20 protein-coding genes, 1 pseudogene and 1 other annotated feature are annotated in these 21834 nt (G+C 32.9%); of the genes and pseudogenes, 2 read left to right on the forward strand and 19 right to left on the reverse strand.

From position 1 onward, the window contains the following. Window positions 1–194: 194 nt before the first annotated feature. The gene (locus ACU68U_RS08285) at window positions 195–500 is read left to right on the forward strand and encodes a hypothetical protein (RefSeq protein ID WP_154272962.1); all 306 of its coding nucleotides are present in this window, start codon (window positions 195–197) and stop codon (window positions 498–500) included. 30 nt (window positions 501–530) lie between these two features. Here ACU68U_RS08285 and radA read toward each other — a convergent pair whose 3' ends face one another. The 18 genes and pseudogenes from radA to ACU68U_RS08375 form a co-directional block, all read right to left on the reverse strand. Next, window positions 531–1892: a DNA repair protein RadA gene (gene radA / locus ACU68U_RS08290; protein ID WP_353316935.1), complete on the reverse strand. Its 1362-nt coding sequence runs from the start codon at window positions 1890–1892 to the stop codon at window positions 531–533. A gap of 1 nt (window position 1893) precedes the next feature. Next, complete coding sequence (locus ACU68U_RS08295; RefSeq protein ID WP_412970628.1) at window positions 1894–4314, reverse strand: ATP-dependent Clp protease ATP-binding subunit; 2421 nt, start codon at window positions 4312–4314, stop codon at window positions 1894–1896. Further along, entirely contained in the window at window positions 4311–5306 is a 996-nt protein-coding gene (locus ACU68U_RS08300) for an ATP--guanido phosphotransferase (protein WP_154271687.1), read from the reverse strand. Before ACU68U_RS08300 ends, ACU68U_RS08295 begins: the two co-directional genes overlap by 4 nt. Beyond that, a complete protein-coding gene (locus tag ACU68U_RS08305) occupies window positions 5299–5898 on the reverse strand; it encodes a hypothetical protein (protein ID WP_278730603.1) in 600 nt (199 codons plus the stop codon). The genes ACU68U_RS08300 and ACU68U_RS08305 overlap by 8 nt, the downstream gene beginning before the upstream one ends. A gap of 10 nt (window positions 5899–5908) precedes the next feature. Further along, window positions 5909–6370 (reverse strand): CtsR family transcriptional regulator, encoded by a 462-nt coding sequence (locus ACU68U_RS08310; protein WP_094204257.1) that lies wholly within the window; start codon window positions 6368–6370, stop codon window positions 5909–5911. A gap of 185 nt (window positions 6371–6555) precedes the next feature. Beyond that, the gene (locus ACU68U_RS08315; protein WP_446763114.1) at window positions 6556–6726 is read right to left on the reverse strand and encodes a hypothetical protein; all 171 of its coding nucleotides are present in this window, start codon (window positions 6724–6726) and stop codon (window positions 6556–6558) included. Continuing rightward, window positions 6713–7090, reverse strand: a complete 378-nt coding sequence (locus ACU68U_RS08320; RefSeq protein WP_446763115.1) for a hypothetical protein — start codon at window positions 7088–7090, stop codon at window positions 6713–6715. The genes ACU68U_RS08315 and ACU68U_RS08320 overlap by 14 nt, the downstream gene beginning before the upstream one ends. Before the next feature lie 21 nt (window positions 7091–7111). Beyond that, the gene (locus tag ACU68U_RS08325) at window positions 7112–7369 is read right to left on the reverse strand and encodes a type I restriction endonuclease subunit R, EcoR124 family (RefSeq protein WP_278730602.1); all 258 of its coding nucleotides are present in this window, start codon (window positions 7367–7369) and stop codon (window positions 7112–7114) included. 168 nt (window positions 7370–7537) lie between these two features. Beyond that, window positions 7538–8020, reverse strand: a complete 483-nt coding sequence (locus ACU68U_RS08330) for a Csac_0668 family 2Fe-2S cluster-binding (seleno)protein (protein ID WP_446763125.1) — start codon at window positions 8018–8020, stop codon at window positions 7538–7540. Window positions 8021–8189: 169 nt separating this feature from the next. Further along, window positions 8190–8459, reverse strand: a pseudogene (locus tag ACU68U_RS08335) (N-6 DNA methylase); the annotation flags it as partial. 381 nt (window positions 8460–8840) lie between these two features. Beyond that, window positions 8841–9956: a 5-methyltetrahydropteroyltriglutamate--homocysteine S-methyltransferase gene (locus ACU68U_RS08340; protein ID WP_446763116.1), complete on the reverse strand. Its 1116-nt coding sequence runs from the start codon at window positions 9954–9956 to the stop codon at window positions 8841–8843. A gap of 23 nt (window positions 9957–9979) precedes the next feature. Beyond that, window positions 9980–10822 carry a MetQ/NlpA family ABC transporter substrate-binding protein gene (locus ACU68U_RS08345; RefSeq protein ID WP_446763117.1) on the reverse strand — a complete coding sequence of 281 codons (843 nt, stop codon included), beginning with the start codon at window positions 10820–10822 and terminating at the stop codon, window positions 9980–9982. A gap of 11 nt (window positions 10823–10833) precedes the next feature. Beyond that, window positions 10834–11490: a methionine ABC transporter permease gene (locus ACU68U_RS08350; protein ID WP_446763118.1), complete on the reverse strand. Its 657-nt coding sequence runs from the start codon at window positions 11488–11490 to the stop codon at window positions 10834–10836. Further along, window positions 11490–12494 (reverse strand): methionine ABC transporter ATP-binding protein, encoded by a 1005-nt coding sequence (locus ACU68U_RS08355; RefSeq protein WP_446763119.1) that lies wholly within the window; start codon window positions 12492–12494, stop codon window positions 11490–11492. Before ACU68U_RS08355 ends, ACU68U_RS08350 begins: the two co-directional genes overlap by 1 nt. 50 nt (window positions 12495–12544) lie before the next feature. Further along, window positions 12545–12815: a binding site (T-box leader), on the reverse strand. A gap of 101 nt (window positions 12816–12916) precedes the next feature. Next, window positions 12917–13984 (reverse strand): hypothetical protein, encoded by a 1068-nt coding sequence (locus ACU68U_RS08360; RefSeq protein WP_446763120.1) that lies wholly within the window; start codon window positions 13982–13984, stop codon window positions 12917–12919. Between the two features lie 5 nt (window positions 13985–13989). Then, window positions 13990–16518 (reverse strand): ribonucleoside-diphosphate reductase subunit alpha, encoded by a 2529-nt coding sequence (locus ACU68U_RS08365; protein ID WP_446763121.1) that lies wholly within the window; start codon window positions 16516–16518, stop codon window positions 13990–13992. A gap of 168 nt (window positions 16519–16686) precedes the next feature. After that, window positions 16687–17292 carry an ABC transporter ATP-binding protein gene (locus ACU68U_RS08370; RefSeq protein ID WP_446763122.1) on the reverse strand — a complete coding sequence of 202 codons (606 nt, stop codon included), beginning with the start codon at window positions 17290–17292 and terminating at the stop codon, window positions 16687–16689. 2 nt (window positions 17293–17294) lie between these two features. Then, window positions 17295–18980, reverse strand: coding sequence for a hypothetical protein (locus tag ACU68U_RS08375; protein ID WP_446763123.1), 1686 nt, complete (start codon window positions 18978–18980; stop codon window positions 17295–17297). Between the two features lie 191 nt (window positions 18981–19171). Between ACU68U_RS08375 and ACU68U_RS08380 the strand changes: the two genes are divergently transcribed. Next, window positions 19172–19861, forward strand: a complete 690-nt coding sequence (locus ACU68U_RS08380) for a DUF554 domain-containing protein (RefSeq protein ID WP_094206788.1) — start codon at window positions 19172–19174, stop codon at window positions 19859–19861. 1768 nt (window positions 19862–21629) lie between these two features. Here ACU68U_RS08380 and ACU68U_RS08385 read toward each other — a convergent pair. Next, on the reverse strand, window positions 21630–21834 hold a 205-nt coding region (locus ACU68U_RS08385; RefSeq protein ID WP_446763124.1), incomplete at its 5' end, for a hypothetical protein.

Consider the following 21834-nt stretch of genomic DNA (forward strand, 5'->3'; position numbering starts at 1 on the left):
AATTACACTAAAAAAACCGATTGATTACACTCGGTTTGTTTGCCATGCACTAATTTAATTACTCAAATAATCAAATAACCTGAAATTAATTTCAGGTTATGCTTGACTTTTGTTAGCAGGTTTTTGTATATAAGAATTGTTTTTTTTTAGAAAACGTTTTATAATTAAATTAAATAAATAGTTGGGAGGCTTTTATGAAACGTAGCAAATTATTTATAATTTTTTTATGTGCTGTAATGACGTTCTCATTCACAATGTGTAAGAGTAAAACTATGTATTCTTACAATCCGTATTCTGAAAGATACGGCATTGATTCTGATGATGATTTGAAAAAGGCTATGCAGTCCATGAAAGAAAACGAAGATTATCCAATTTACAAGGATGGTCAAGAAGAATCCAAAATCCACAGACAATATCTATTGGATTTGTATGATAAAAATGATTTGTCAGCTATAAAAACCTATATTGATAACAATAAATTAATATTAGGAAAGAATTAGAAAAAGACACTCTATTTTTGTGAGTGTCTTCTAAAATATATCTGATATTACAGATCTTATACTATCAAATTGTTTGATTTCAAGATCGTATTTTTGTGTTAGATTTGTGTTTTGTGAGATGTAAACTTTTTTGTATCCCAATCTTTCGATTTCTTTTAATCTGGTTTCTATTTGTGGAACTCTTTTGATTTCTCCTGTCAATCCAACTTCTCCAATGAACACAACATCAGATGGAATTGGTTTGTTCATAAGTGATGATGCAATTGCCATTATTATGGACAAATTCACGGATTGTTCTTGGATTTTGATTCCTCCTGTGGTTTTGATGATGACATTCTTGTCGTACATATTCATCCCTGCACGTTCTTCCAAGATAGAAATCAAAGTGTTTAATTGGTCTTTACGAAGGCTATCCCCTATTCTTTGAGGATACGGAGTGAATGATTTGGACACCAATGCTTCAACTTCGACAACCAAAATTCGTGATCCTTCTTTTATTACAGAAAGCGCTGCACCATTTACATCTTTTTTTCTTTTCGTGACGAAATAATCTGACGCATCTGTGATTTCTTTTATTCCATCTTCTTGCATATTAAACAATCCAATCTCTCCAGTTCGACCAAATCTGTTTTTCGTCGTTGTCAACAATCTCAATGGATCGTCGCTTTCACCTTCCAAATAAAGCACAGTATCTACCAAGTGTTCAAGCGTTCTAAGCCCTGCCATTTCGTCTGATTTCGTCATATGACCAACCATAATCGCAAGAGTTGGTTTTTCGGGGTTTTTGCAGATTTCTACGATTTTATTCGCACATTCTACAGTTTGCACAGGAGAACCTGGACGTGAAGTGTACTCACGAAGCTGAAATGTTTGAATACTATCTAAGAAAATCACATCCGGTTTTATTTTGTGAATAGAATCCAAAGCGTTGTCCATGCTAGTCGTTGAAATCAACCAAATATTTTCCGGAATTTTCTCCATAGTTCTCATCGCTCTTTGTTTGATTTGAGATGTGGATTCTTCTCCAGAAATGTAGAGAACTTTTATATTTTTTGAAGCCAAATCATTTGCAAGTTCTAGTAGCAAAGTCGACTTACCAGCACCTGGTCTTGCAGTTAGAATTGACACGGAATCTCTGACAAGTCCTCCACCAAAAACTCTGTTCAATTCAGTAATCGACGATTGAATTCTTTCCGACGAATCTATCTTTACATCGACCAATTTAACCGCTTTTGAAGATTTGCTTGAGCTTGTCGTTGTAGTATTCGATTTTTCATCTACGATTTCTTGTTCTTGCATAGAACCCCAGCTGTTACAACTGGGGCATTTTCCTATCCACATGGCTTGCTCGTAGCCACAATTTTTGCACACGTATTTTGTTTTCTTTTTCATATTATTGTTTCACAGTCTTTTTGCGTCTTACATATCTTCTAAAGCTAACCTTGTCGTTAACCACAGTTATAGTTGTTTTTCTGTTTTTGTCGATATCTCCGTTTAAAATCTTGTCGGCAAGCTCGTTTTCAATATCCGTTCTTATAAGTCTTTCAAGTGGTCTTGCTCCGAATTTCTTGTCGTATCCTTTGTCTACAAGATAATCCAAGATTTTTTCGTCATACGAAATTATCAAATCATTCTTCGCCATTCTCTCAACCAATTCATCCATCATTAATCCAGCAATTTCTTTTACATTTTCCTTGTTCAAATTACTAAACACGATAACATCGTCTAATCTATTCATAAATTCTGGCTTGAACATCGACTTCATTGCATTGTTGATAGTTTCTTTGTTTCTGTTGTATTCATCAACTTCAACATCTTCTGCTGTATTAAACCCAATTACATTTTTGCTTTCAAGTTCACTTGCTCCAATGTTTGATGTCATTATGATTACAGTATCTTTGAAATTTACCACGCGTCCTTTGGAATCTGTAAGTCTACCGTCGTCCAAAACTTGCAAAAGCGTATTGAAAACATCTGGATGAGCCTTTTCGATTTCGTCAAACAATATTACAGAGTATGGTTTCGTACGCACCATATCAGTTAATTGTCCACCATCATCGTGGCCAACATATCCCGGAGGCGATCCTATCAATTTGGAAACGGAGTGTTTTTCCATATATTCTGTCATGTCAATTCTAATCATCGCATTCTCATCATTGAACAATTCCTTAGCAAGTTTCTTTGCCAAGTATGTTTTACCAACACCAGTTGGTCCGACAAACACAAATGATCCAATTGGCTTGTTAGGATTTTTGAGTCCGACACGTGCTCTTTTAATTGCATTAGAAATAGAATCGATAGCCTTGTCTTGTCCGATGACAACTTTTTTCAAATTATCAGCCAAGAACAAATATTTTTGTGATTCTGATTCTGTTAGCTTAGACACTGGAACTTTTGCCCAGCGTGACACGATATTCGCTATTTCATCGAATCCAATTTCCAATTTGTTTTCGTCTTGGTCTTCTTCTTCCATTTCTGCTTCTACTTCCTTGATGGCATCTCTTTTTTCTGCTGCAAGTAAGAAGTCAGAATTTTGAATAGCTTCTTGCTTTTCTTCTTCTAATTCTTCTAGAATTTTCGCATAATTTTTGCCACCAGTGAAGTTTTTCACTCTAACCATCGATTGAGCTTCATCTATCAAATCTATCGCCTTGTCTGGCAAATATCTGTCGTTCAAATATCTGTGCGATAATTCAACACTCGCTTTGATTGCTTCGTCACTAATTAGAACGTGATGGTGTGATTCGTATTTGTCCTTCAATCCTTCAATAACTTGTATAGAATCCGAAACAGAAGGCTCATCTACCATAATAGTTTGAAGTCTTCTCTCAAAAGCTTGGTCTTTTTCGATAGTTTTTCTGTATTCATTGATAGTTGTAGCTCCGATTATTTGCAAATCGCCTCTCGCCAATGATGGTTTCAAAATATTTGATGCATCCAATGCGCCCTCTGCACCACCAGCGCCCATCAACGAATGAAGTTCATCTATAAACAAAATTTTGTTTTCAGAATTTGACAAAGTATCGATAACTTTTTTGATTCTTTCTTCAAAATCTCCTCTGTATTTTGTTCCAGCCAACAACGCTGCCAAATCCAATGACAAAATCTCCTTGTCCTTGAAAATATCATTCACATCGCCGTTCACAATCTTGACAGCCAAGCCTTCCACAATAGCAGTCTTTCCGACACCAGGATTTCCAATCAACACAGGGTTATTTTTCTTACGTCTAAGAAGAACTTGAATTATTCTTTCTATTTCCTCTTCACGACCGATACAAGGGTCGATCTTTCCTTCTTTTGCTAATTCGTTCAAATTCTTAGTGTACTTTTCAATCTCACTTGACTTAGAAGAACTAGCTGATGTGTCTTTGACATCTCCTTGTTCTCTCTTCATCTTCATAAAGAAATATTTGCGAAGTTCCGCTGTCAATTTCATAGTATCCACGCCTGTTTTTTTCATCAAATGATTAGCGTAGTTAGAACTATCCATGCAAAGCGCTGCCATAATGTGTTCTGGAGTAATCGCCCTTTCTCCGTAAGTGTTAGACAATCCCACAGCTTGAGTGATTATTTCTTCAAGTTTCGGGCTAATTCTTTGATTAGTTTCCTTGCTATCTCCATAACCCAACTCATCTATAATTAAATTTCTAATTTTTTCGTAATTTCCACCGTGTTTTTTCAAATATTGAGACGCCTTGAAATCAAACTTGAACATAGCAAGTAGCACATGCTCCACTCCAAGATCCGCGTGCTTCAAGCTAATTGCCTCATACACAGCCTCAGTTCTTAAATTATAAATATCTGATTTTCTCAATTTTTCACCTGTCTTTCCAAAGTATCCTTGATGATTTCGCTTCTCAAAACTCCAATGTTTTGATTTAATTTATTGTTTTCGCGAAATTTTTCAAGCCTCAACTTATTTGTCTTATCGTACAAGTCCAGAATATCATCTACATTAAAACCATCGACTATACCAAAATCGATAGCTATCAGTAAATCTCCAATCCTGTTCATTCCTTCAATTTCATCCAAAACTCTTGAATATTTTAGCATCGACACACTTCTCAAAAGGTCATCCTTAAACTCAGGATTATTTTCGAATAAAATGCGTCTGTTTTCAATTTCCTTTCTAGAAATCGAATCAATCAAAAGCGTCATATCATTGATAATATATTCAGGATCCATCAAATGACCATTAGTCGTAAGCCTGTAAATCGAACTTTTCGTATTAGAATTGAAGGCTTTCTCAAACATATATCCTCTGTATCTTGCAACATCTTGAATATCGTCAATCTTGTTGAAATACTCCAAAGCCTTCAAGTTCATACACACGCTCACATCCATCATACATCCCGAATCGTAGAAATCATCTGACAAATATCCAAAATCAATATCAAAAGCAAAGTTCAATTTATCATTCAATTTTTCTTCAATATTCAGACATTTTTCGTAAATATCTCTCAAATTTTTCCCAAAATCGTAAGCAGTAATGCAAATGTGGTCATTATCTGCCAAAGTAAACACGCATTTTTTATCGCTATTTATGATAACTTCAGGAGACACATCCTCATAATAAGCACTAGAAATATATCCTTGTTTTCTCAGATAATCTCTGTTCGTACTTTTAGTATCCTTAAAAGAATAAACGCTAGACTCCTTCAAATATTCCAAATTATTCAATTCTTTTTTAATATCTGATTTCATATCGTCGCAAGAATCCGTATCTATAACCAACATAAAATTATAGTCCGACAAATTTCTTCTCAACGACACATCAGATTTCATTACAACACTTGAATTATTCATAACATTTTTCCCTATACTCTTGTAATTTCAATTCCAAATCGTCAATCTTCGTTTGAATATCATGACACTTTTCAAATTCCTCATTATCCATTGCAATGAAAAGCTCATCAGACAAGCTATCCAACTTCTCCAAAATTTCCTTTGCCTTTTCAAAATTCTTAGGGAATTTGCCCCTGTAATATTTTGGATAACTTTTCGAATTTCTCTTATCCATGATGAAATCCCTGAAATGATCGTAACAATATTTGCAACCAATCGATGAATAATTCTTCAACTCATCAAACGGCATATTGCACACTGGACACACACTTTTATCGTCAACATCTTTCTTTGAAGATTCTTGTACCTTTTCAAAAGGCAAATGTTCCACCACATCAGAAATTTGTTTTGCGATTTCTTCAAAAAGCTCCTTATTTTCGTTCAATTCTTCATCAGAATCAAACTTAAAATCAGAATTTGAAATAATCTCATTCTTCAAATTATTCATATATTCTTCATAGCAATCATGACACAAATTCACATCACGAGCACCAAAAGGTCCCACAATCTTCACTTGTATAAAAGCAGGTTTGCCACAATTATCGCAATTCATACAATCACCTCTATCTCATAAAAGCCAACAACATATTCTTCAACAAATCAGCCCTCAGAATATTCCTGTCATTAAAATCCACCTTCGACAAAGTATTATCCTCCAAAGCGTGAACCATAACCAAAGCTTCCCTTTCAGTTATCAAATCCTCATCCAAAAGCATATTAATAATATTGTTCGACTTATCCTTCGTAATTCTATCTCCAATAACATTTTCGACAATCTCCTTAATCGGATTAGTGTCTTCAATTGTTAATTTTATTATTTTAACATATCCACTTCCACCGCGTCTACTTTCAATATAATATCCCTTGTAAGGAGTAAATCTAGTAGTCAGAACGTAATTAATTTGCGATGGAGCGCAATTAAACTGATTGGCAAGATCATTTCTACCTATTTCGATGAAATCATCGTCAGTATTACTCAACAATTCCTTCAAAAAAGCTTCAATGCTGTTACTAAGCCCTGCCATACTATCACCTCTTTTGACTTTCTCTGACTAATTGGATAAAAAAATTTATCTTTCTTAAATTATACCATCTTTGACCTTTCATATCAACAACAAAATCCTACAACATTTCTAATATTTTCAAAATAAAAAGGAAAGCTATAAAGCTTCCCTCAATATTTTAAAATTATAATTTAATTTTTTTAAAATCAAATATCCAATTCTGATATTTCTATAATAAAATTATCCTTTAGCTTGAAGTAAAATTCTTCTGCTACTTTTTCGTATAATTCTTTAATTCTATTAACCTCATCTGGTTTTTTCATTCCAAATTCAAACATATTTTTTTCATCTGGATTGCCCTTTCTATTTAAGAACAATACTCCCGAAACTTAAAATCATAACATACCATTTTAGAATTTCCACCAGACTGTGTGAATCGATAACCAGCACTGCAATTAAAATTAAATGCGGAATTGCCAAAATAATACAAGTAGTTACAACCACCCAATTCTTTTTTACAAAGAAAATAGCAAAAATAATTAACCAAGCCCACATAGAAAAAGGTACAAACATCGTAATATGATTAAAGAATTCATTGTTCAACACATTGGCTACACCACCATTCAACGGATTATTTGTCACAGTAACTATAATCCCAATAACAAATACCAATACTGAAAATATTGTAATTCCGTAAAATATTTTCTTAGAATCTATACTATTTTTCATTTTACCACTCATTTTTGTTAGCTCCTCAATAAGTTATATTCCCACAAAAACCTCTACGATTTTTTCTATTTTTTCGAGAACAATTTGTTTTTTCTTTTCTCTTGCACCTTGTCTACGAGAAGTCGGTGGCAAGATTTTATCCAATCCAGTACCTGCGTAATCAACAAAACCTTTCGCTATTGACTTATTGATAAAATGATATGCTCCTTCTTTTAATTTTTCTTCTTCAACAAGAACTTTGCCATTCTTTATCTGTAAAACCTTCCATATATTCTTCGTAGCTTTTTTCAAGAATAATATTTACACTGTTTTCATCGCCAAAAGTTTTTTTAGCATCTTCAGTAGCCTTTTCCAAATCTCTGAAACACACAATATTTCCAAAAGTTTTAATTCTATAGTTTTTTATTATTTTTAATTTTATTACTGTTGTGACGTACTTTATAAATTATGTGTCGCAAACTATTCTTTGCTATTTAATGCTTTATTGATGGTTTCTTGAATAAGAGGACTACAGCATTTACCCAAAGGATTGTTAATTTCGCACTTTCCATTTTTCATTGCCCCTGTAAGTCTAATAATATCTTTAATATTCTTTGCACCATCATCTAAAACAGCATTTATAATTTGTTGCTCTGTAACTTGGTTGCAATAGCATATATATTTGGGATTTGCATTCTTTTTAAACCATATAGGAACTTTTACTTCTTCCTTATAAAAAACTCTTTCATTGTTTATGTTATAATACACGACATCACAATCTTCATTCATACATAAATAGTAAGTTTCTTCATCTGCAACCTTTCCCCTAAGGTTTTCTGATACCATATGCTTTACAGTTATATTCTTAACCTTTTCTCCTATTTCGTGACATTTGGGGCAATTTTCTTTTTCTTCCACTGTACCAATGGTTTTTTGTATTGAACTTCAGCAAGATTGATTTATCTTATTTTCTTGACTCACTTTATTTCCTCCTGTCTAAATAAATATTATTTCTACTGATGCGTAACTAACTATCCCCTTAAACATGATTGTATTAGATAATTATCAACTATTCAAGAGCTAATGTCCTTATCTCTCATGCACTGCTCACAGCAATTAGATCCTAATTACTCTAAGCAATGCACGAAATATATTTAGTTAAAGTTCCTGAAACCGTTGATTTATTAACACAAACTGCACTCATCACTATTATGACACGTTCCCCACATGTTGAATCATATACCTTGTTAATGCTTGTTTTTCCGTCCATTACAAGCCTTGCCAAAAGTTTGGACACTGTTTGTGGAGTGAAGAATTCTCCACCAGATTTTCCTACATTACTTGCATAGTTGGATATCAAATATTCGTATGCATCTTCGAATGCGTCGATGTCGTTATTTTCATTTGATACTACTGCCATTTTCATCTCTCCTATTTATGTTAATTTCTTATTATGTTTAATAAATTTTTACGTAATATTTCATTTTAATTATATCATATGATTACTTGACTATATTGTGTTTTATCTTTATTTTCTTGCAATAAAAAACCAACACATTTTTTAAAATGTATTGGCTTTTGTGTTTTAGACTATTATTATCTATCACTATGATAACCTCTTGTGAATTAGTGCAGCTTGTCAGTTATCACTATTTAATTATTGGAGGTTTCATTTTTGAGTATAATCTATTGTGTTAATCTTATATAGCGGTGTTTTTCACACAAAAAATTACAGGCAATTTTCATTGCCTGTAATTTATAAAAATGAGATAGATATGATTGCTTATTTTCCCCAAACTTTTTCAGCTATTTTCTTAATGAGTTTTAGCTTTTCCCATTGTTGTTCAATCGTCAATATGTTTCCATTTTCGTTAGATGAGAATCCACATTGTGGGCTTAAACACAACCTATCAAGAGAAAGGAACTCTGCTGCTTTGTGAATTCTTGCAATTATTTCTTCTTCGTCTTCTAGCTCTCCTCTTTTTGATGTGATAAGTCCAAGAACAACTTTTTTATCTCCAGAAACGTATTTCAATGGTTCAAATCCACCAGATCTTTCGTCATCGTATTCAAGATAGAATGCATCTACGTTTTCTTGTGCAAATAATATTTGTGCGATTTTGTCATAGGCACCACTTGCCGCATAAGTTGATTCGTAATTTCCTCTGCATACATGTGTTGTAATTGTCAAATTTTCTGGTTTTTCTTCAAGTGCTAAGTTGTTAATTCTCAAATATCTGTTAGCTTCGTCATCCAATGAAACAGCTTCTCCGTATTTTCTGTTGATATAATCAGAATCTACTAACATTCCCCATGTACAATCATCAAATTGTATGTTTCTGCATCCTGCTTCATACAAATCCTTGATAACTTGTTTGTAAGCCCTCGCGATATCTTGTTCCAACTTTTCGTAATCTGGATAGATTTGTTTTGTAATTTCTGCATTATCTTCCCTGAATAATTCCACGATTAATTGTGCTGGTGCAGGTATTGTTTGCTTTGCGATTGTATTTTCATCTTCAAATTGTTTTACGAATTTAAAATGTTCTACGAATGGATGATTTTCTCCTGTGATTTTTCCTTCAACTTGTACTGATGTATGGTAAGTTTCCTTGCCATGGAAATAATATCCATGGTCAAGTTCAACTCTTTTAATTCCATTTAGTCCCCAGAAGAAATCCAAATGCCAGCTTTTTCTTCTGAATTCTCCATCAGTTATTACGTGATAGCCCAATTCCTTTTGTTTATCAATTAATTTTTTGATACATTCATCTTCTATTTCTTTTAGTTCTTTTTTTGTGATTATTTCTTTTTCGAAGTCCGATCTAGCTTTTAGTAATTTTTCATCTCTCAAGAAACTTCCTACATAATCATATCTAAATGGTACGTGTAAACTCATTTTCAATCTCCCCCTAATTATTTCTATTTTGCTGGAATTATTTCTCCATCAAATTTTTCTTCGATATATTTTCTAACTTCGTCTGATTGGAATGCTTCCAATACTTTCTTGTAAGTTTCGTTGTCTTTGTCTTCTTCTCTTGCAGCTATGATGTTTGCAAATGGGTTTCCTTCAGCTTTTTCTGTAGCAATTGCATCTTTCTTTGGTGATAGGTTTGCTTCTAATGCAAAGTTTGAATTGATTACAGCAATTGCAGCATCTTCGTATGCTCTCGGAATTGTTGCAGCTTCAACTGGTGTGAATTTCAAGTTCTTTGGATTTTCTGCAATATCTTTTTCAGTAGCTTCCAATCCTGCATCAGCTTTTAATTTGATTACATTGTTTTCTTCCAATAATTTTAATGCTCTTGCTCCATTTGTAGCATCATTTGGGATTATAACTTCGTCTCCGTCTTTTAATTCATCAAGTGATTTGTAAGTTTTAGAATAAACTCCCAATGGTTCTATGTGAACTCCACCTAATGATACGATTTTTGTTCCTCTTTCTTTGTTGAAGTTTTCCAAATAAGGTATGTGTTGGAAGAAGTTCAAGTCGATGTCTTTTTCTTCAAGTGATGTGTTTGGTGTTACATAATCGTCAAATTCTTTGATTTCTAGTTCAATTCCATCTTTCGCCAAGATTTCTTTTGCTTTTTCTGCAATTTCCTTGTGAGGTGCTGGAGATACTCCAATTACAACCTTCTTGTTTTCTGTGCTTTGTGATTCTTGTTTTGCACTTTGTCCGTCTTCTTTTTTGCTTTCTTTTTTAGCACATGATGTTAATACCAATGCTAATGCCAATACTACTAATAAAATTTTCTTTTTCATTTTTACCACTCCTATATGTTTTTTTTGTTTAATTTATTTGAAATTTTTGTACCTGAGATTTGTACAATTTCAACCAAGATTATAATTACAACTACTGCCCACAATAATACTTCTGTGTTAAATCTGTCGTAGCCGTATCGTTTTGCTAAGGCTCCCAAGCCCCCTCCACCGATTGTTCCTGCCATTGCAGAATAACCAATCAATGTAATCATTAAGTTTGTTATCGCCAACACCAATTGTGGCAATGATTCTGGAATCAAAACTCTTGTCAATATGTTAAAATTACTTGCTCCCATTGATTTGGACGCTTCGATGATTCCTCTGTCCACATTCAAGAATTCTTGTTCGAATAATCTTGCCAAAAATGGAATTGCACCTACTGTCAATGGCACGATGGATGCTGATGTTCCTATTTTGGTTCCGACTATTAACTTGGATAATGGAAGTAATACTATCATCAATATAATAAATGGAAATGATCTTGTAATATTAACTATTACATCCAACACCGCGTATAGTTTTGGTTTTGGATTAAGTCCCGATTGTCCAGTTGTGTATAAAATAAGTGCCAATGGAAGGCCAAATAAAATTGTGAAAAACGTACTTACTAAAATCATGTACAACGTCTCGCCTGTTGCTTCAAGCAGCAAATTTAGTAAATTATCCATTATTTAACCTCCTCTACTCTAATATCATTTTCTGTCAAAAAGTCTTTTGCTTTTTGAATATTTTCTTTTTCACCGATAAGTTCAACAACTGTATATCCAACTCCTGTGGATTGAAGTTTGTTAATATTTCCAGATATAATACTAAAATCTATTCCGGAAATTCTCGCTGCTTGTGATAATAATGGTTTGTTGTAGGATTTCTTGGAATAAGTTAATCTAACGACGTCTCCCTTAAAATCGTCAGTTATTATCTCTTCTTCGTCTTCTTCGACAAGTTTTCTAATGAAGTTTCTAGTAACATCTGTTTTTGGATTTTTGAATAATTCTTCTACAGAATTTTCTTCGATGATTTTTCCATTTTCCATCACTGCAATCCTGTCACAGATGTCTTTTGCAACTTCCATTTGATGAGTTATCATTATTATCGTCGTTTTATATTTGTCTACTGATTTTCTCAAAATCTCCAAGACTTGTTGAGTGTTTTGTGGATCAAGTGCGCTTGTAGATTCATCTGACAAAATCACCTTAGGATTAGTGGATAATGCTCTTGCAATCGCAACTCTTTGTTTTTGTCCACCGGATAATTGACTAGGATAGCTTTTTGCTCTGTCTCTAAGTCCAATGAAATCCAATAGTTCATTAACTCTTTTTTCTATTTCATTTTTTGGAATGTTTTGGAGCTTCAATGGATAAGCAATGTTTTCGTAGACGTTTTTTTGATTAAATAAATTAAAATGTTGGAAAATCATGCTTATTTCTTTTCTTGCTTCCAATAATTCCTTTTGCTTCAACGATGTTATGTCAACATCATCTATTATTACCTTTCCACTTGTCGGTTCTTCTAATCTGTTTAAAAGTCTAACAAGTGTCGATTTGCCAGCTCCTGACAAACCAATTATTCCGTAAATTTCACCTCTATTTACTTTGAAACTTACGTCATCAACTGCATTAAATTCTTTCTCACTTGTATTGAAAGTTTTCTTCAAATTTAATACTTCAATCATACTCTCACCTCATTTTTATAATAAAAAAAGCCCTTATGTGACATTCATCACATAAGGGCGAATATATCCGCGTTACCACCTTATTTTTAAATACATATATATGCAAATATACAAATATACAAATATGCATTTTCTCATTGTTCAGTACGTATTCATACCTAGCACAAGATATCGGATGCAACCGGAAAAGTTTAAAAGCAAATGCTATTCGACTTCTCTAACTCCAAGACCATTTTCAACAACTATTCTTTATCTCATTCCACCAAACTGAGACTCTCTGTAAAAGCATTCATCGTTTACTCTTCTTATCAACGTTAATGTTTATTCATTTAGCTTATGGATATATAATACACGCTCAAAAATCTTTTGTCAAGCTTTTTTTGAAATTATTTTGAAAAAATTTTTACAAACTTTGTTTATAACTACTTAAAGTACGGATTTTTACGCAAATTATCCAGTAATTGTCCGTATGTTGTCCATCCCAACCCTAAATCAGAATATTTTGCGTAAGGATTGTCTATACTGTAATGTCCATCGCAGAATCCTTTGTTAACCAAAATAGGTTCACGAACTTTTGAATATCCAGTGTATAGTTGGTTTTTGCCTCGTTCTACTTCTGGTAATTTCTCCATTATAAGTTTCGGTCTGTTTTCAAATCCGTAGTCTTTTGCATTTTTGTGTGAAATCGTAGAATGAGTAAAATCCAAGAAATACATCTTACCATTTAATCTTGCTCTGTCGATTGAATGGTTACGATACGGGTTGGAATTTTTGTCCAATTCATCGTCAGGCAATGAATCTACCCACCAAATTTCAGAATAAATTCCGCAATTATTTAGCACATCATTGGCAAGTTCACTGAACGAATTACAAGTTCCTTCTTTGTTCAACAACAAATCACAACCAAATGTCGATGAAAGTTGTGGATCGTATCTGTAATCGTCAATCAAAACTTTCGCCAAATTTTTCACCGTTTCAAAATCATCCTTGCCTTTTACTTTTTCTGACAATTCGTTTAGCTTATCGATATATTTGTAAGTGAATTCCAAGCTATAAGGCTCATCTCTGAAATCTTCGTTCAACACCGATTTTAATTTCATGGAGAAAATCGGCTTACCGATTGAAGACTCCTTCACAAATTTCATATCTCCAACCACCAAATTATCTTCGGCAGTTTTCTTGTCGTTCTTGTCGTATTCATTCATGAAATTTTCGACTTGCGATTTGTCATTTCCCAAGAACACAATCTCTTGTTTACCACGTGTTTCGTGCAATTTTTTGATAACTTTGATTAATTTGTCCTTCGTATCCACGTATTCATCGTAATTTATCGACGAATCAATCTCACTTGGCTTTCTGCCATTCAAATCGTCTTTTGGTTGAACTTGCTCTACGGGTGGTTTTTCTTCCACTTTTTCTTCCTTTTTGTTACAAGCTGTAACTCCAAGTACAAGCGCTAAGCTCAACATCACTGATAATAATTTTTTCATAAAAATTATGCACTGCAGCTATCGCAGTCCTCCACTTCTAATGATTTACTTCTAACATAATAGATGGATTTGATTCCTTTTTCCCAAGCTCTGATGTAGATGTTCAATATTGTTCTCATCGTGTAATCAGTCGTGATATAAATGTTGACCGATTGTCCTTGGTCGATGTGGCGTTGTCTTATACTTGTCGCATCTACAGTTATATTTTGATCCAATTCGTGCGCATTTTCGTATAACCAGAATGTTTGTGGACTAAGTCCTGGTGCAACACGTGGGACAATTGTACCCTTCTTTTCTTCAAGGAAATATCTACTCATAACTGGATCCACTGCTGCAGTAGTTCCTGCGATTATAGAAGTTGAACCAGTTGGTGCCACTGCCATCAAGTATCCATTTCTCATTCCATTTTTCTTAATATCATGGTACAATTCGTTCCATTTTTCAGAATTGTAATCTCTTAATTTGAAATATTCACCATTTTCCCAATCAGAACCTTCAAAATATTCGTAAGATCCCTTTTCTTTGGCGATTTTATTACTTGCTTTGATAGCGTAGTAATTGATTTTTTCGTACAATTTATCTGCAAATTCCAAATGCTTTTCAACATCCGAATACATAATATTGTTTTTTACTAAGCAGTGATGATAGCCACTTGTTCCAAGTCCGATTGGACGGTATTTTTTGTTAGTGTACTTTGCGTATTCCAATGGATAAAAGTTCAAATCAATAACATTATCAAGTCCTCTAACCGCTGTTTCCACAACTTCTTCTAATTCTTCATCATTGTTCACATCAATATTTCCCAAAACAAGAGAAGCCAAGTTGCACACAACAAAATCTCCCGGTTTTGTTTTTGTAACGATAATATCGTCTCCGTCTTCTGTTTCTATAGTTTCACTAATAGAATGAATTTCGCTCATATTTTGCATAATTTCTGTACACAAATTAGAAGAATAAATCATTCCCTTGTGTTTATTTGGATTCATTATATTTACAGTATCACGGTTGAATGTGAATGGAGTTCCTGTTTCTGTCCAAGATTTTATGATAAGTCTTACCAAATCTTTTACTTTTATGCTACGTCTGGAAATACTTTCGTCAAGCACACATTCGTTGTATCTTTTTTCCCATTCATCTCCATAATAATCTTCCAAGTTATATCCTTTTTTCACAGAGATTTCGTGTGGGTCGAACATATACCAAGTTCCGTCGATATCGTCACGAACCATCTTCCAGAACAAATCAGGATAGCAAACAGAAGGGAACACATCGTGTGCCTTCATTCTGTCGTCACCGTTGTTTGTTCTAAGTTGCAAAAATTCCAATATATCCTTGTGCCATACATCCAAGTACACAGCTACAGAACCTTGGCGTACTCCCAATTGATCCACTGCAACAGCAGTATCATTTGCAAGTTTAATCCATCTGATAACTCCACCTGCAACACCTTGGAAACCACGAATGTCGGATCCATTTGCACGAACTTTTCCGAAATACAATCCCATTCCACCGCCATGCTTAGAAACTTGTGCGAAATTATTTATCGAACGATAAATTCCTTCCAAAGTATCAGGAACAGTGTCTATAAAACAGCTTGACAATTGATTGAATGGTTTTCTGGCGTTACTCATCGTAGGAGTTGCCACAGTCACTTTCAATGTGGACAAATTATCGTAAATCTTTTTTGCCCAATGAATTCTATCCTTTTCTTTAAGTGCCAAATGCATCGCAATTCCCATGAACATTTCTTGTGCAGATTCCATAACTCTGTTGTCATGAGTTTTAATCAAATATCTTTTTATAATCAAATCCAAAGCACTGAATGTGAATAACTTATCCCTATCGTCATCAATGTATCTTTCCAATTCGTCAATATCATCATCAGTGTACACTTCTCTGATGTATGAGCCATACAATCCTCTCTCATCCAAAAACTTAATCTTAGATTTAAAATCTTGAAGATCGTATTGGATTTCTAACTTCTTAATATTTTGTTTCAAATTGTAATTCATAAACAAAGATGCAATATATTCCCAATTTGGAGCTTCCTTGCTGACCAATTCTCCAGAAGCCTTGGACAATAGATTCACCATATCGTATTGTGACAAATTAGGCTTAACAAATGATTCAAACTTCAAATACAAATTTTCAATCGAATACCTAGTAGAATCGTAGTGTTCTTGAATATATCTAATGATTTCGATGACATCTTCATCTGTGATATATCTTTCGAACTCTTGGATAACTTTTCTGTCTGTAGTGTGTTTTGCACGATACAAAATAAAAGATTTTACAACCTTGTATTGACCGTGATCAATCAAAGTCAATTCCACCAAGTCTTGGATTTCTTCCACAGTAACCACATGATTTTTCGGATACTTGTTCACAATAGTGTTTTCAATTTCTTGTGCCATAGCTTCCAGTTCATTTTCCTCAGCGTATATTCCTACAGAAGCATAAGCTTTTTTCATGGCTAATTTTATCTTCGACCTATCAAAATCGACAATATTGCCATCTCTCTTTTTTATTTCCATTCTTACTCCCTTTTATCGTGTATATAGTGGATTATAAAAACCCAACTACAATTTATAGTATTAATTCCTATTAAATATTACCACAAATCTAAGTGAAATAACACTGAAAATATAGTATTAAAATTTTTCAAAAAGCTAAAAATATATAATTTTAATAAAATGTTCAAATCATTTTATATCAGAAATGCTACTCTTGCCTAGCTTTAAAATCGGTAAATCATCAACTAATTTTTTCTTCTTGTCACACAAAATAATGTAGTTAATATTCTTCTCATCAAACATTTTAGTAAGTTTTCTCATGTTTTTCTTAGCAAAAATTTTTGTGTAATTATTGTAATTTTTTATAATCACAAAATGACTCTGCGCCAACACAACCTTTGCATAAAAAAGTTTGATGATAGTATCATCATCACATTCTTTTAACTTATTATCCAAATCCACATTCAGACTTTCATTCAAACTCTCAATTTTCCTGTAAATTGTCACAGGAGACATCTTCATTGAACGCAACACCAACGACAAATTATCATACACATTCAAATGAGGATACAACATAAACTCATCCACAACATAAAATCCACGATACTTTGATATCACATTGTTTGAAATCTTTCCATCTATTAACATCTTGCCATTTGCGTATTTTACATTCATTAATACAGCTATGAACTTATCCAAAGTTATTTTATTTGAAAAAACCTGACAATTCTGAGAGATTTTCCCTGTCAAATTTTCAAAATAATTCGTACTATAATTTTCAAATACAATATCCATAACTACCTTCTAACCCTAATCTTAGTTATAATATCCCAACACAAATTGACAACAGAAAATATCGCCACAATTATAAAACCTATCAAGTAATAATAATTACTGTTAAGCTTTCTTACAAAAAATATGAGAATATCCATAGCGCCCTCATTGTAAATATCGACCATGTGAGAAAAATACACTCCAGTGAAACAAAACATCACATAAAAAGCCATAAAATTCAACAAAATCGTAATCAAATTAACCTTATTAGAATAAATCGGAAACACAACCCATCTATAATACTCAAACTTGTTCATATCGTCATTGTGCATCAAATAATTGATATTATTAGAGAAAAATCCTATTCTTTGCATAGAATACACATTATAAGCTGTTAGCGCACCTATAAGTAACCAAAAAGTCAACCTGAAAATTAACATCAAACTTTGGTCGTGAAGTACGTATTGGTTAAAAATTCCAAATATTTTCGTAAACACAAAATCATTTGGAAACATCAGCAATACAAACAGTGATGCAATTGATATAATACACATGAAAAGATTCAATTCCTTGTCAACTCTGGAGAAAATCCTCCACACAATCAAAGATACAATCTCTCCAATCGAAAACACCATCACACTAAGTAGAGCACACGCACACACTATCTTCAAATCAAACTGAATGTAAAATCGTTCGTAATTTTTCAGAACAGGTGTCAAATCCTCTCCCAAAACAGTTGCAATCACAACAAAAATATTAAAAGCGGCAATTATTCCACACAGTATCCAGTAAATAAGTTTTATATTATTTATGAAAAATCCTTTAACCTTTAATCTAATGTTTATAATCGACTCTCTGAAATTATTCGGACGAATTCCCTTATTAATATCCCTGACGATTTTTTTGTAATTTACTATATTTATAATCTCCAAAATCACCAATATACCAATCATAAACTCATCCAATTTATCAATCTGCGTATCTCCAATAAGAATGAACACACTCGCCAAAAATATCGCAATCATAATCAAAAACTTGTAAAGTTGATTGAACTGAAGTTGCCCCACACCAGGAATTAAATACAAAGCCCTGAATTTTGTATCATAATCTTCTGGATCGACCTTCATGTTTTTTCTCAAATCGTACAAATCACGCCTAAGCTTGTTCACCTCAGTATTTATTCTCTTTTTGTACACATGCTTCAGACTTCTCTTAACACTGTACAAATACACGCTATCCTTTGAATACTCACTTACTATGAACTCCCTTTTATTTTTCGATTTAAGATGAGCTCTTTTACTTTTCTTATCCGTGTCTATTGAATTATCGCGTGAAAATTTATAACTCTCTACAATTTTCTTCAAATAAAACCTAAAATTAAATCCTTTTTCTATATCTCCAGAATTTTTGATAGCATCGTCCAGAAAACTCATATCATTTTCCATATCTTGAAAATTCTGAATGATTTCATCGCATCTTTCTTCTACAAGTTTATTCTTAGTGTATATGTAATTATACTGAGAAGATACATCCTTATATTCCTCATAAAAATCAATCTTAGATTGAGATATGAATTTTTCCACAAGAACCCTATTTAACAAACTGTCATTGTGATGAGGAAGACTGTGCTTAAATCTGATGACAGAATTGTCCAGTTCTTTAAGAAAATTTATCTCTTTAGTTTTGATTAATTCGATTTTTTCGTTCATATCGAACTCCTAAATTTTACAAATTATTGACATATTTTTACTTATTTAGTATGTAGCTTTTATGCAGATTATTTTATTGTGATATTATATTTACATATTTTTACCACTTTCAAATATTACATTGTTAATTAATAAAAATATTACTTTACAAATTGAATAAAATATATTATCATATTTCGTGGAGGATTATGATGTTTTACATATTAATAAATGTTGTAGCGGTTGCAGTCGCAGCCCTTTTGGGAAGACTTTTGAAATCTTTCCTACCAAAAAAACTAATAAAAAGTATAATGGACGTTGTCGCCGTTTGTATATTAATAATGGGAATCCAAGGAAGTGTCAAAACAAATAATTTTATTTTTATGTTGATTTCCTTAGTTATCGGTGCTATAATAGGTAACGGTCTTGATTTGGATAAGAAATTAGCCAACCTTGTAGAGTATTTGCAAAACAAAGTTCCAGACTCATCTGGCTCGTCCATGAAAGGCGCTATTGCATTAATAATGCTACAAAATATCGGATCATTGGCAATCCTTGCTCCATTGAATTTAGGATTAAGCGGATCCGCTGACATAATGCAATTTAAAATAATATTAGACGGTATCACAACATTTTTGTTCTCAGCAACATACGGATTCACAGTTGCACTGTCAGGCGTTGTTGGACTTGTGATGAACACACTAATATTTTTATTATCAACATCACTAAGCAAAGTCTTAGTACCAGAAGTAATTGAAAACATCTCCGTAGTAGGATCATTGTTGATAGTCCTACTTGGTATAGATATGCTAGAAATCAAAAAATTCAAAATCATGGATTACATTCCAGCAATATTTATTCCAATATTTTGGTTTATCATCAAACAATTACTTCACATCTAAATTAGTTAACAAGTTAGAGGGGAAAACTCTCATGCCTTCAAAATTTTCCAGAGTTGACTCCCCTTACTCCTTTCTTATATGCACATGATTTTAAATCATGTGTTTTTTTTATTATACCTCATTTCAAGAAATTTAAAACAAAATCATTTTTTTCAAATTTTTTTAAATATTTTTCAAAAAAACTTCAAAAAAGTGTTTAAAACATTTTTCAGTGGGTATATATATACTACAATAAAAGATATCTAAATTGTAGAGCAGAACTGTTACTTTAGTTTATTGATTCCGATGAAAAGGATATATAAACAAAAATGCAGGAATACTACCCGTTTTATTTGAAGACAAATAAAACTAGAACCTTTAAACATTTAAACTTAAAACATTAAAATTTAAAATTTTATCCTAAGTATCGAAAACTTTAGTTAATTAAAGATTTAAAGATTGATTCGTTATATCTTGAAAAGCAAGTTTATCTGATAGATTACTATTAAGGAGTGGATAAGGAAATGATCGAACCAAAATTTCAGTTTAAGTGCAGTTTGCTCGGAAAATAAGAGTTGTTTCAGAAGATGGAAAATGACTCTTATTTTTTTGTGTCCATTTCCTCCCCGTAAGTTTTCAAGAGAACTATCTCAATTTTTGTTAATTGCTTCATTTACCTAGTTTTTTATTTTTCATCTCCAACCTACCCATGTCTTGCCATTTTTAGCCTATCGAATTTTCTTAACTATCTTCTAAACCTGTCCCATTATTCCTCAACACTGCAAAACCTTTAAGCAAAAAATCGAAGCTAAGAATATCATACGGAGAAAACAATCATAAATTCAAGCGAAGTGAACCGTTAAAAAATTGTGTTGTTTGAGTGCGTAGCACGAGTTCACAATTTTAGGTTCACAAGCTTAGAATTTATTTGTTTTCGTAGTCTAGATATTCGTGCAAGATGTTTGCTTACTTTTTGACCTACGTGTGCCTTGCAACTGTAAATCCTACGAAACCTTAAAGCAAACGATCGAAGCTAAGAATATCATACGGAGAAAATAATTATAAATTCAAGCGAAGTGAACCGTTAAAAAATTGAGCTGTCTGAGTGCGTAGCACGAGTTCACAATTTTAGGTTCACAAGCTTAGAATTTATTTGTTTTCGTAGTCTAGATATTCGTGCAAGATGTTTGCGACAATTTTTCCTTAAGTGTGTCTTGCAACTGTCGCCTATCGAAATTCTTTTTACCATTCTCTAACCTCGTCCTGCAATCCATGACGTCGCGAAACCTTCGAGCAAACAATCGAATCTAAGAATATCATACGGAGAAAATAATCATAAATTCAAGCGAAGGGAACCGTTAAAAAATTGTGCTGTCTGAGTGCGTAGCACGAGTTCACAATTTTAGTTTCACAAGCTTAGAATTTATTTATTTTCGTAGTCTAGATATTCGTGCGAGATGTTTGCTTACTTTCTGACCTGTCTGTGTCAAGCAACTGTTGTCTATCGAATTTATTTTTACCATTTTCTATCCTTTACCCGCAATCTCAAAATCAGCGAAACCTTCGAGCAAACAATCGAAGCTAAGAATATCATCATATAAAATTTAATGCTTCTTATGAGCGACGCTTCGAACGATGAAATCTTCAGTTAAATTTTCTTAAAAGAAGATTTCTGAAGTGAGGCTGAGCGATTGAGAACATTAAATTTTCCCCAAGATATTCATGCAAGATGTTTGCGTAAGATGCGTCTTGCAAGTAATTCGTGCGAGATGTTTGCTTTCTTTCTGACCTACGTATATCCTGCAACTGTTGTCTTGCGAAATTCTTTGCCTATTTCCATATTTCTCCCCATAAAAAAAGAAGCCTTATGACCTGAACCCCAAAATCCGGAATACGGATGGAGGGGTTTTTGTATGCCAAAATACACAAAAGAATTTAAAATAAAATTAGTACTAGAATACTTATCAGGTGAATCAGGAGGACTTAAATCAATA

Source organism: Finegoldia sp. P3-F-LR, from assembly GCF_052932165.1.